Origin of the sequence: Paraburkholderia sp. EG286B, from assembly GCF_040965655.1 — a bacterium.
Lineage (GTDB): Bacteria > Pseudomonadota > Gammaproteobacteria > Burkholderiales > Burkholderiaceae > Paraburkholderia.
Window position 1 is genome coordinate 234,386 of sequence record NZ_JBFRCF010000008.1, and the last position, 11,719, is coordinate 246,104.

At 67.6% G+C, this 11,719-nt stretch carries 8 protein-coding genes and 2 riboswitches; all 8 genes read right to left on the reverse strand.

Features of this window, described 5'->3' with window-relative positions:
- Positions 1 to 36: 36 nt before the first annotated feature.
- Positions 37 to 1,755, reverse strand: coding sequence for a thiamine pyrophosphate-binding protein (locus AB4Y42_RS19520; RefSeq protein WP_368695050.1), 1,719 nt, complete (start codon positions 1,753 to 1,755; stop codon positions 37 to 39).
- 74 nt (positions 1,756 to 1,829) lie between these two features.
- Entirely contained in the window at positions 1,830 to 3,218 is a 1,389-nt protein-coding gene (locus tag AB4Y42_RS19525) for an L-serine ammonia-lyase (RefSeq protein ID WP_368695051.1), read from the reverse strand.
- Positions 3,219 to 3,306: 88 nt separating this feature from the next.
- Entirely contained in the window at positions 3,307 to 4,485 is a 1,179-nt protein-coding gene (locus tag AB4Y42_RS19530; RefSeq protein ID WP_368689537.1) for an alginate lyase family protein, read from the reverse strand.
- 136 nt (positions 4,486 to 4,621) lie between these two features.
- Complete coding sequence (gcvP, locus tag AB4Y42_RS19535) at positions 4,622 to 7,585, reverse strand: aminomethyl-transferring glycine dehydrogenase (RefSeq protein WP_368689538.1); 2,964 nt, start codon at positions 7,583 to 7,585, stop codon at positions 4,622 to 4,624.
- A gap of 72 nt (positions 7,586 to 7,657) precedes the next feature.
- On the reverse strand, positions 7,658 to 8,038 hold the full coding sequence (gene gcvH / locus AB4Y42_RS19540; protein WP_028203325.1) for a glycine cleavage system protein GcvH: 381 nt from the start codon (positions 8,036 to 8,038) through the stop codon (positions 7,658 to 7,660).
- Between the two features lie 75 nt (positions 8,039 to 8,113).
- Positions 8,114 to 9,232 carry a glycine cleavage system aminomethyltransferase GcvT gene (gcvT, locus tag AB4Y42_RS19545; RefSeq protein WP_368695052.1) on the reverse strand — a complete coding sequence of 373 codons (1,119 nt, stop codon included), beginning with the start codon at positions 9,230 to 9,232 and terminating at the stop codon, positions 8,114 to 8,116.
- A gap of 89 nt (positions 9,233 to 9,321) precedes the next feature.
- A riboswitch (glycine riboswitch) is annotated at positions 9,322 to 9,459 on the reverse strand.
- Positions 9,460 to 9,516: 57 nt separating this feature from the next.
- Positions 9,517 to 9,627: riboswitch (glycine riboswitch) on the reverse strand.
- A gap of 216 nt (positions 9,628 to 9,843) precedes the next feature.
- The gene (locus AB4Y42_RS19550; protein ID WP_368695053.1) at positions 9,844 to 10,221 is read right to left on the reverse strand and encodes a hypothetical protein; all 378 of its coding nucleotides are present in this window, start codon (positions 10,219 to 10,221) and stop codon (positions 9,844 to 9,846) included.
- Between the two features lie 179 nt (positions 10,222 to 10,400).
- Positions 10,401 to 11,456, reverse strand: coding sequence for an oxidoreductase (locus tag AB4Y42_RS19555; RefSeq protein WP_368689541.1), 1,056 nt, complete (start codon positions 11,454 to 11,456; stop codon positions 10,401 to 10,403).
- Positions 11,457 to 11,719: the final 263 nt, after the last annotated feature.

Below are 11,719 nucleotides of genomic sequence, written 5' to 3' on the forward strand. Positions count from 1 at the left end.
CCTTTAAAGGTGAGCTTGTTCAGGATTCCTTCTCAGTCATTCTCCGCGCATTTTCCTGCCCGCTTCGCGAATCTGTTCGAGCGTCGCCGCAGGCGTGCACGCTTCCTTCGTCACGCGGATCTCGATCAGCGCGGGCTTGCCTGCCGTGAGCGCACGCTCCAGCGCGGGGGCGAATTGCGCCGTGCTCGTGACGACTTCGCCGTGCGCGCCGAACGACTGCGCAAACGCCGCGAAGTCGGGGTTCGTGAGCTGCGTGCCATGCACGCGGTTCGGATAGTGGCGCTCCTGATGCATGCGGATCGTGCCGTAGTGCGCGTTGTTCACCACGATGAACACGACATTCAGGCCGTACTGCATCGCCGTGGCGAGTTCCGACGACGCCATCATGAAGCAGCCGTCGCCCGCGAGGGCGACCACGGTGCGCGAGGGGTATTGCGACTTCGCGGCGATTGCGGCGGGCACGCCGTAGCCCATCGCGCCGCTCGTGGGCGCGAGCTGCGAGCGGAAATGGCGATACGCGAAATGGCGATGCAGCCACGTTGCGTAGTTGCCCGCGCCGTTCGTGACGATCGCGTCGTCGGGCAGGCGAGCGCGCAGCTGCTGCATGACTTCGCCGAGCTGCACGTCGCCGGGCATCGGCAGCGGCTTGCGCCATGCGTGCCACGCCTCGTGCGCTTCGGCGGCGCTGCCGGCCCACGCGGGTTGCGCGGGCGCCGGAAGGTCTGCGAGCAGCGCGGCGATTTCCGCGAGGCCCGAAACGATCGGCAGATCCGCTGCATAGACGCGGCCGAGTTCCTCCGCGCCCTGATGCACATGAATGAGCGTTTGCTTCGTTTTGGGAATATCGAAGAGCGTGTAGCCGCCCGTCGTCGATTCGCCCAGGCGCGGACCGAGTGCGAGCAGCACGTCGGCTTCGCGGATGCGCTTGGCAAGCGCCGGATTCACGCCGAGGCCCACGTCGCCCGCATAGTTCGGGTGATCGTTGTTGAGCGTGTCCTGAAAGCGGAACGCGAGGCCGACCGGCAGTTGCCAGTTCTCGACGAAGCGCTGGAAGTCCGCACAAGCCTGCGGGTTCCAGCCATGGCCGCCCGCGATCACGAACGGCTTCTTCGCGCCCGCGAGCAACTCGCGCACGCGCTCCATCTGCGCAGCGGAAGGCGACGCCTGCACGCGCTGCGCGGGCGGCGCGATGGGCTGCGCTTCGGATGCGGGAATCGCGCCGCTCAGCATGTCTTCGGGCAGCGCGAGCACGACCGGACCCGGCCGTCCCGACATCGCGACATGGAACGCGTGGCTCAGGTATTCGGGCACGCGGCGCGCGTCGTCGATCTGCGCGACCCACTTTGCCATCTGGCCGAACATGCGTCGATAGTCGATTTCCTGGAACGCCTCGCGGTCCATCTGCTCGCGCGCGACCTGGCCGATCAGGAGGATCATCGGCGTGGAGTCCTGGAACGCCGTGTGCACGCCAATCGAGGCGTGCGTAGCGCCCGGCCCGCGCGTGACAAGCGCGACGCCGGGCCTGCCCGTGAGCTTGCCGATCGCTTCCGCCATGTTCGCCGCCGCCGCCTCGTGACGGCACACCACGGTTTCGATCTGCGCGGTTTCGTCGGACAACGAATCGAGCACCGCAAGATAGCTCTCGCCCGGCACGCAGAACACGCGCTCGACGCCATTGGCGACGAGCGCATCGACGACGAGGCGAGCCCCGGTGGTAGTGGCTTCGGTGGTAGCGGATGCGTTCGGCTGCTGCATGGCGGTCAAGTCTCCTTCAATCGTTACGTGATGACGTTCAGATGCTTCAGGCAAGGCGACAGCGCTTCAGCGAATCAGCACTCGACGATGTTCACCGCGAGGCCGCCGCGCGAGGTCTCCTTGTACTTCGTCTTCATGTCGGCGCCGGTTTCGCGCATCGTCTTGATCACCGAGTCGAGCGAGACGTAATGCGCGCCGTCGCCGCGCAGCGCCATGCGCGCCGCGTTCACCGCTTTCACGGAGGCCATGGCGTTGCGTTCGATGCAGGGAATCTGCACCATGCCGCCCACGGGGTCGCAGGTGAGGCCGAGGTTGTGCTCCATGCCGATTTCGGCGGCGTTTTCCACTTGCAGCGGCGTGCCGCCCAGCACGGCGGCGAGCGCGCCCGCGGCCATCGAGCAGGCCACGCCCACTTCGCCCTGGCAGCCCACTTCGGCGCCCGAAATCGACGCGTTGAGCTTGTAGAGAATGCCGATGGCGGCCGCGGTGAGCAGGAAGTCGATCACGCCCTGTTCGTTCGCGCCCGGCGTGAAGCGCACGTAGTAGTGCAGCACGGCCGGGATGATGCCCGCTGCGCCGTTGGTCGGCGCGGTCACCACGCGCCCGCCCGCGGCGTTTTCCTCGTTCACGGCGATCGCGTACAGATTGATCCAGTCGATCATCGAGAGCGGGTCTTGCAGCGCGCGCTCGGGGTTGCTGGTCAGCGCGCGATAAAGCTGCGACGCGCGGCGCTTCACGGCGAAGGGGCCGGGCAGCGTACCGTCGGCGTCGGGATTGTTGATGCCGCAACCGCGCGACACACACGACTGCATCACGTTCCAGATGTGCAGGAGACCTGAGCGGATCTGCTCGTCGCTATGCCAGACGCGCTCGTTTTCGAGCATCAGCTGCGCGATGCTCTTGCCCGTCGAGGCGCACAGCGCGAGCATCTCCGCGCCCGTGGTGAACGGATTCGGCAACTGCTGGGCGGCGGCGAGCACCTTCGTGTTCGGCGCGCCGGCCGTGACGACGAAGCCGCCGCCCACCGAGAGGTAGGTGCTTTCGCGCAGCGTGTCGCCGTTCGCGTCGAGCGCGCGCAGCTTCATGCCGTTCGGGTGCTCGGGCAGCGCCTGGCGGTAGAACGCCACGTGCTCCTTCGCAACGAACGCGATGGGATGGCGGCCGAGCAGCGCGAGCTGGCGCGAGGTGCGCACGGCTTCGAGACGCTCGCCGATGGTGTCGGGATCGACGGTGTCGGGCGCGTCGCCCATGAGGCCCAGCATGACGCCGCGGTCGGTGCCGTGGCCCTTGCCGGTGGCGCCGAGCGAGCCGTACAGCTCGACCTTCACGGCGGCGGTGCTCGCAAGCAGACCGTCGCGCTCGAGTCCTTCGGCGAACATCAGCGCCGCGCGCATCGGCCCGACCGTGTGCGAGCTGGAGGGCCCGATGCCGACTTTGAAGAGATCGAAAACGCTCACTGCCATGGGTACTGCTCCTGCTTGTCTGACTTTGGTTTGTGGGGATGCGGCGTGATTCGCGGCATCGTCCGTGCCGCCGCAACCCGCGCGCGTTTTACCGCGCCGGCAACGGCAGACAGACGGCGAGCCACGCGGGCGGCGTGGGCGCGAGTTTCAGCGCGACTGGCGCAAAGCGGCCGTCGAGTCGCGCCGCGAGATGAAACAGTTCGGCGGCGTTTTTCGGGTCCCACTGGCCGGTGTAGCCCGGCAGGCCCGCTTCGCGCCGCTTCGCGTCGAACGGTACGTTCGAATGCACGAATTCCTCGTGCGTTTTCTGGCCGAGCGCATACGGCGTGAGCCAGTCGAGCGCGCCCGCGAGCGTCGCGCCGTTGGCCGCGCGCTCGGTCAGCCAGTTGCGGTTGTGACGGCGCGCGGCGAGCGCGGCGGTCACGAGCGGCTGCAGATCGTAGGTCACGTAGTGCAGTGCGTCGCGCTCGGAGAAGTCGAGTGTCGAGCCGTCGGGCGCGACGTTGTCGCCGAGATGCTCCACGAAGAGCCGCTGCGCCGTCGCGATCATCTTCCGGTTGTCGAGCGTGAACGCGATCATCGCTATCAGTTTGACCCGATGGCTCTGCCAGTTGTTCGCGAAATTTCCCTTGAGCGGGCGCGGTTGCGCGTCGATCTGCGCGATATAGCCGGTCGCGAAGCTGTTCAGGAACTGCATGGTCGCGTTGCGCGTTTTCACGGGCAGCGCGCTCGCGGTCATGTCGTAGGCGAGTATCAGCCCCTCGAAACGCGTTTCGTCGATGGGATTGAAGCTCGGCTTGTACGTGGTGACCCAGGCGAGCAGAAAGCGGTCCACGAGCTTCAGGAAGCGCTCGTCGCTCGTCGCGCGCCACGCGAGCGCGGCGTTGCGCATGAGGTCGAGTTCCTTCGCGGCCTCGACGCTCTGGTCGTAGATGCCCTCGTGCGGCAGCGTGCCCTCGGTGTGCAGGCGCGGCAGCGGACGCGGCGTGTCGTTCACGTGCGTCAGCACCTCGGCCACGAGCGCCTTGACGCCCGGGTCGGAGTTGGTGCGCTCGCTCGATTGCAGCGCGGGGGCCGCGCAGAAGTTCATGGCCGCATGGGCCGTGCCGGCGAAGGTGCCGGTGAAGGTGGCGCAGGCCAGCGCCAGCGCGGCGGCAAGGCGCTGCGGGCGGCGTTGCAGCGCACCGCGCGCGTGCCGGGTCTGCCGGACCGAATTCCGCGTTGCGGCATGCGGTAAGTCCCGCACCGAGTCCCGCAATGGAACCATTCGCACCTTCCGCGCCATGCGCGACTCCCTGATTCAAGGCTGACAGGTGTGTGATGTTAGCGGTTTGCGGCGGCAAATGTGAGGGGGATGACCGCCGCTGCATTAACCGAAGATAACGCAGCGGCTTCGCAGCGGCTTATTCGCCGGCGGTCGCGTCGGCATGTTCGCCCGCATATTCGCTAAGCGGCACGCACGAGCAGAACAGGTTGCGGTCGCCGTAAGCGTTGTCGGCGCGGCCGACCGGAGGCCAGTACTTGCGCGCGACGAGCGACGCGACCGGGTAGGCGGCCTGCTCGCGCGAGTAGGCGTGCTGCCAGTCGTCGGCGACCACCACGGCGGCCGTGTGCGGCGCGTGGCGCAGCGGGTTGTCCTCCTTGTCCGCGCGGCCGTCTTCCACGGCGCGGATTTCCTCGCGGATCGCAACCATCGCGTCGATGAAGCGGTCGAGTTCTTCCTTCGACTCCGACTCGGTCGGCTCGACCATTAGCGTGCCCGGCACCGGGAAGCTCATGGTCGGGGCGTGGAAGCCGTAGTCCATCAGGCGCTTGGCGACGTCGTCCACGGTGATGCCGCTTGCATCCTTGATGGGGCGCAGGTCGAGAATGCACTCGTGCGCGACGAGCCCGCCCGGGCCGCTGTAGAGCACTGGGAAGTGCGGCGCGAGCTTGTTCGCGACGTAGTTGGCGTTGAGGATCGCGTTTTCGGTCGCAGCGGTCAGGTTGGCCGCGCCCATCATGGCGATGTACATCCACGAGATCGGCAGGATCGAGGCCGAGCCGTAAGGCGCCGCGCTCACCGCGCCGATGCCGTGATCGTCGCGCTTATAGCCCGACGAAAGCTGGTTCGGCAGGAACTGCGCGAGGTGCGCACCCACTGCGACCGGACCGACGCCCGGGCCGCCACCGCCGTGCGGAATGCAGAAGGTCTTGTGCAGGTTCAGGTGCGAGACGTCGCCGCCGAACTGGCCCGGCGCCGCCAGACCCACCATGGCGTTCATGTTCGCGCCGTCCACGTACACCTGGCCGCCCGCCGCGTGCACGATCTCGCAGACTTCGCGCACGTTCTCTTCGAACACGCCGTGCGTGGACGGATACGTGATCATGATCGCCGCGAGCTTCGCCGCGTGCTGTTCGGCCTTGGCCTTGAGGTCGGCGACATCGATGTTGCCTTGCGCGTCGCACGCGACCACGACCACCTGCATGCCGGCCATCTGCGCCGATGCGGGGTTCGTGCCGTGCGCCGAAGCGGGAATCAGACAGACGTTGCGATGCGCTTCGCCGCGCGAGGCGTGGTATGCCTGAATGATGAGCAGACCCGCGTACTCGCCCTGCGAGCCGGCGTTCGGCTGCAGCGAGACGGCGGCGTAGCCCGTTGCGGCCACGAGCATCTGTTCGAGCTGATCGACCATCTCGCGATAGCCCACCGTCTGCTCGGCCGGCGCGAACGGGTGGATGCGGCCGAACTCGGGCCACGTGACCGGCAGCATTTCCGAGGTCGCGTTGAGCTTCATCGTGCACGAGCCGAGCGGGATCATCGAGCGGTCGAGCGCGAGGTCCTTGTCGGAGAGGCTGCGCAGGTAGCGCAGCATTTCCGTTTCCGAATGGTGACGGTTGAACACCGGATGCGTGAGGTACGCGCTTTCGCGAGCCAGCGCGGCCGGGAACGTCAACGCGGCGGCTTGCGTGAGTTCGGCGTCGAGCTTGTCGACCGAGGGCGCTTCGCCGGCGAACGCGGCTTGCGCGAACACGGCGAGCAGGTCGGCCAGATCGGCGCGCGAGGTGGTTTCGTCGACGGACACGCCCACACGCGTCTCGCTCACGTGGCGCAGGTTCATGCCGCGTGCGAGCGCTGCGTCGTGCAGCGCCTGGGTGCGCGGGCCGGCTTCGAACGTGAGCGTGTCGAAGAACGCTTCGGTCACGAGCGTGTAGCCGAGCTGCTTTGCGCCCGCGGCGAGGATCGCGGCGACGCGGTTCACGCGCTGCGCAATGCGCTTCAAGCCTTGCGGGCCGTGGTAGACGGCGTACATGCTCGCCATGATCGCGAGCAGCGCCTGCGCCGTGCAGACGTTCGAGGTCGCCTTTTCGCGGCGGATGTGCTGTTCGCGCGTTTGCAGCGCGAGGCGCAGCGCCGGGTTGCCTTGCGCGTCGACGGTCACGCCGACGAGACGGCCCGGCATCTGGCGCTTGAATTCGTCCTTCACCGCGAGGTAGGCAGCGTGCGGGCCGCCGAAGCCCATCGGCACGCCGAAGCGCTGCGAGTTGCCCACGGCCACGTCCGCGCCCCATTCGCCCGGCGGCGTGAGCATGGTCAGCGCGAGCAGGTCGGCGGCGGCGATCACCGCGCCGCCGGCTGCGTGCACGGCTTGCGCGAGCGCGCGGTAGTCGCGCACGTCGCCGTTGACGCCCGGATATTGCAGCAACACGCCGAAGGCGCCTGCATTTGCTGCCTCAGCGGCTGGGCCGACCTTCACTTCGATGCCGATCGGCTTCGCGCGCGTCTTCACGACTTCGACGGTCTGCGCCAGCACGTCGTCGGCGACGAAGAACACGTTCGACTTCGACTTGCCCACGCGCTGCACGAGCGTCATGGCTTCGGCGGCGGCGGTGGCTTCGTCGAGCAGCGACGCGTTCGAGATCGCGAGGCCGGTCAGGTCGGTGATCATCTGCTGGAAGTTCAAGAGGGCTTCGAGGCGGCCCTGCGAGATTTCCGGCTGGTACGGCGTGTACGCGGTGTACCACGCCGGGTTTTCGAGCACGTTGCGCAGGATGACGGCCGGCGTGTGCGTGTCGTAGTAGCCCTGCCCGATATACGAGCGGAACACCTGGTTCTTGTCCGCGAGCGCGCGCAGGGCGGCGAGCGCCTCGGCTTCCGAGCGCGGCTGCGAGAACGGCCCGAGCGGCAGCGTCTCGTTGCGGCGGATCTTCGCCGGAATCACCGCATCGATCAGCGCGGCGCGCGAGGCGAAGCCGAGCGCGTCGAGCATCGCCTGCTGGTCGGCCGTGTCGGGGCCGATGTGGCGGGCGGCGAAGGCGTCGTGCGCTTCAAGTGCAGCAAGCGAGAGCGGGGAGTTCATCAGACGATCCGGGTGTTCGAGCTTCATAGGGATTCCTGCGGGCGCGGGCGGCGTTCTGGGCGCGCCGCCGCGCCGTGGCGGTTAAGGCAAGGTTGCGATTTAAGCGCCGATCGCCTTTTCGTAGGCGGCGGCGTCGATCAGCGAGTCGAGCTTGGCGTCGGCGGCGGGCTTGATCTTGAAGAGCCACGACTCGTACGGCGCGCCGTTGACCTGGTCGGGCGTGTCGACGAGCGACGTGTTCGCTTCGATGATTTCGCCTGCGACCGGCGCGTAGATGTCCGAGGCGGCCTTGACCGACTCGATCACGGCGACGGCGTCGCCGGCGGTGACCGCGCGGCCCGCTTCGGGCAGTTCGAGGAAGACGATGTCACCGAGTGCTTCCTGCGCGTGGTCGGTGATGCCGATGGTCAGCGTGCCGTCGGCTTCGGTGCGGATCCACTCGTGCGATTCGGTGTATTTCAGATCGGCCGGGATGCTCATGGTTGCTCCAGTGCGTGGTTCGGTTTTTGTTGCTTAAAAGGGGGAGGGCGTACGCGCTAGCAGGACCCTCGCGGATCAGGCGGCGAGCACCTGGCCGTTGCGCACGAACGGCAGTTTTACCACGCTTGCGGGAAGGGCTTTGTCACGGATCTGCACCTGCACGACATCGCCCGGCTGCACGCCCTGCGGCACGCGCGCGAAGGCGATCGATTCCTGCATGCTCGGCGAGAACGTGCCGCTCGTGATCTCGCCCTCGCCGTGCGGCGTGAGCACTTTCTGGTGGGCGCGCAGCACGCCGCCGGCCTTGCCGTTTTCCTTCTGCAGGATCAGGCCGACGAAGGCCGAACGCGAACCGTTCGCCTCGAGCGCCGGGCGGCCGACGAAGTCGCGCGGCTCCTTCATGTCGACAGTCCAGGCGAGGCCGGCGTCGAGCGGCGAGACGCCGTCGTCCATGTCCTGGCCGTAGAGGTTCATGCCCGCTTCGAGGCGCAGCGTGTCGCGCGCGCCGAGGCCGCAGGGCTTCACGCCCTGGCGCTGCAGGGCGTCCCAAAGTTCGCAAACGGCGGCGGCGGGCACCACGATTTCGAAGCCGTCTTCGCCGGTGTAGCCCGTGCGCGCGATCATCAGCTCGCCGAACGGCGTGGCCTCGACCTTCGCGGCGTTGAAGGGTTTGAGAACTTCGGTGGCGCTGCGCGACGAGGGCGCGACCTGCCAGACCTTTTCGCGCGCGTTCGGGCCCTGCACGGCGACGATCGCGAGATCGCGGCGCGGCGTGATGGTGAGGCCGAAGCCGCCTTCGGCGTTGAGCTTCTCGAACCAGGCGATGTCTTTCTCGGCCGTGCCGGCGTTGACGACGGTGCGGAACTGGTCGTCGGCGAAGAAGTAGACGATCAGATCGTCGATCACGCCGCCTTCGGGGTTCAGCATGCACGAGTAGAGTGCCTTGCCCGGCGTGGTGAGCTTGGCGACGTTGTTGGCGAGCGCGCGGGAGAAGAACTCGCGCGCCTTCGGGCCCGAAAAGTCGACGACGCACATGTGCGAAACGTCGAACATGCCGGCGTCGGTGCGCACGGCGCGATGCTCGTCGATCTGCGAGCCGTAGTTGACGGGCATGTCCCAGCCGCCGAAGTCGACCATGCGGGCGTTCAGCGCGCGGTGCGTGTCGTTCAGCGGGGTGCGTTTGAGTTCGGTCATGGGGCCTCAGGCGATCGCGAAAATTCGCGCGAAAACGAAAAAGGCCATGCAGGAAGCGCCGCAGGCACGATGCCCGTGGTCGGTTCTTGCATGGCCCCTCTGTCCTCGGTACCTGAGAGATTGCGCCCTGTTGCGGTTGGCGCGCGCCCCTTCGGTGGGCAGCCTGAACGCGTGGGGGTTACGATCCGCCGCCGCCCGTTCTACTGCCGCTCTCCAGAGTTGCGGACTGTGTGCCGCTTCGCGTCATCTCGCGCAAAAAGCGCAAATGCAGCGAATCAGCGGTCCGGCGCGCACGGTCCTTTTGCCTGAGAGTTTGTGGGTTGCCCCTTCGGCGGCGCCGGTTGCACTAGCGAAAGCAAGCTAAAGCAAACGGCGCGCTCTCCCGGCGCGCGCAGCGATTGTGCGCGACGCCTCGGGGCTATGTCAATGCGGAAAAATTCTGCGCGCGGCGCCAGCAAAGGGGCGTGAGGCTTGCTGGTATTGGCTTGCGCGGATCGGCAGCGCGCCAACCATCGCACAGGGGGAAAAACGGGGGCGGTTCGGATCGGTGGGAAGGCGCGGCACGAACCGCGAGCGCGCGGTCCGTGCCGACAGGCCAAGGCGCGTGGCGCTTACTCGCCGATGGCGCGAGCGGCCGTGTCGAGTTCCTCGTTCAGCACGCGTTGCTCGTCGGGCGAGATGCCGCCGCCGTGCTGCGCGGCCATGTCGTGCGCTTCGCCGCGGATCGTGTCGAGGCGGTGATGGAGCGCGCTGCCCTGGGGCGGCGGGTAGTACCCCTGGCTCACGCGCATGTCGATGCGATGGCCCAGGTTGTCGATGCGGCTGTCGACCTGATGCAGGCGATCGACGGCGACCTCGTGCGGATTCGGGCCGGGCGGGGGCGGCGCAGCAGGGTGGTGCGCCGGCTGCTGGTTGACCACGCACGCTGCAAGGGTCGAGACGAGTGCGCCAGCGGCGATCAGGCTTAGAGCGCGGGTGTAGCGGGTCATTCAGACTCTCCGTTGTCTTGTCGTTGCTGCTTTTTTGGTCTTGCATGTCCACAAACGTCTGGCGATTGCCGCGTGATGACCCTACCGCGGCAACCAGATGTAACCATTTGTATGGACCTTTCAGCGGCGTCGGCGCAATGCAAGGTCGACACCGCAGCCGAAAGCGCGCGCCGGTGCGCTCAGGACTGGCGCACGAACGCGAGCGTGCGGCCTTCTTGCGCGCTTTGCATGGCGAGTTCGATGAGCGTCATGACGTCGATGGCGTCCTGCGGGCTCACGGGGAACGGCTTGCCCTCGCGGATCGCTGCGGCCAGCGCGCGGTACAGATCGGCGTAATTGCCCGCGGCGTTGGGCACGTCGAGATCGGCTTCCTGGCCGTCGTCGCGCAGCACGTGCAGGCGGCCCGTCTCGTTGCCCGCGCCGAAACCGGGCTGACCCGGGCGCAGGCCGTCCTTGAGCTGATCTTCCTGGGTGTCGAGCCCGTTCTTCAGATAGCTGCCGCGCGTGCCGTGAATCGCGAAGCGCGGCGCGTAGGCGGCGAGCGCGCTGGCGTGCAGCACGGCGTCGTGGTGCGGGTAGCGCAGCACGAGGTGCGCGTAATCCGGTGCGCTCGCGTTTTCGCGGCGCGTGTGAACGAACGCGGTGATCGACTCGGGCGCGCCGAACAGCGCGAGCGTCTGGTCGATCAGGTGCGGGCCGAGATCGTAGAGCAGGCCGCCGCCGCGCGTGGCGTCTTCGCGCCAGCGCTGCTTCACTTGCGGGCGGAAGCGGTCGAAATGCGATTCGTAGTGCGTGATGCGCCCGAGTTCGCCGCGCTCGATCAGCTCGCGCACGGTGAGGAAATCGCCGTCCCAGCGGCGGTTGTGGAACGGCGCGAACACGAGGCCGCGCTGCTTTGCGATGGCCGCGAGCGTGCGCGCTTCCTCGGCCGTGAGCGTGACGGGCTTGTCGACCAGCACGTGCTTGCCGCGCTCGAGCGTGCGGCGCGCGAGGTCGTAGTGCGTGTCGTTGGGCGTGGCGATCACGACGCATTCGATGGCGTCGATCGAGAGCAGCGCGTCGAGGTCGGGCACGATCGCGGCATCGGGGTAGTCAGCCTGGGCGCGTCCGGCCTGGCTCGTGGCGATGGCGGCGAGCTGCGCGGCGCCGCTATGCGCGATCACGGGGGCGTGGAAAGTCTGGCCGGCGAAGCCGTAGCCCATCAGGCCGATTTGCAGCGGTTGCGGTGCAGTCATTTAGCGCGTCCTCTTTCCAGCGAGTGCGGGTGGCGGGAGCCCGTTATTGTGGCACGGCGCGTAGAACGAGCGGAACGCGGCGAGGGACGGATGACCGGCGGAAAGGAACATCGGGGGCGCCATCGGCGTATCGCTGTGCCGTGTTAACATCGCACCTCCCGCGTGAGAGGCCGCTGCGACGTTCGCACGCCTCGCGCCGTGCGGCGTCACGAAAGGCCAGGCGCCTCGTCCGCACGCCTCCCAGCCGTACCACCCGTTTTTCC

What these genes read in the sequence shown, in the direction of transcription:
- AB4Y42_RS19520 (WP_368695050.1), bottom strand. Translation starts at nt 1,755, where the DNA reads ATGCAGCAGCCGAACGCATCCGCTACCACCGAAGCCACTACCACCGGG.
- AB4Y42_RS19525 (WP_368695051.1), bottom strand. Translation starts at nt 3,218, where the DNA reads ATGGCAGTGAGCGTTTTCGATCTCTTCAAAGTCGGCATCGGGCCCTCC.
- AB4Y42_RS19530 (WP_368689537.1), bottom strand. Translation starts at nt 4,485, where the DNA reads ATGGTTCCATTGCGGGACTCGGTGCGGGACTTACCGCATGCCGCAACG.
- gcvP (WP_368689538.1), bottom strand. Translation starts at nt 7,585, where the DNA reads ATGAAGCTCGAACACCCGGATCGTCTGATGAACTCCCCGCTCTCGCTT.
- gcvH (WP_028203325.1), bottom strand. Translation starts at nt 8,038, where the DNA reads ATGAGCATCCCGGCCGATCTGAAATACACCGAATCGCACGAGTGGATC.
- gcvT (WP_368695052.1), bottom strand. Translation starts at nt 9,232, where the DNA reads ATGACCGAACTCAAACGCACCCCGCTGAACGACACGCACCGCGCGCTG.
- AB4Y42_RS19550 (WP_368695053.1), bottom strand. Translation starts at nt 10,221, where the DNA reads ATGACCCGCTACACCCGCGCTCTAAGCCTGATCGCCGCTGGCGCACTC.
- AB4Y42_RS19555 (WP_368689541.1), bottom strand. Translation starts at nt 11,456, where the DNA reads ATGACTGCACCGCAACCGCTGCAAATCGGCCTGATGGGCTACGGCTTC.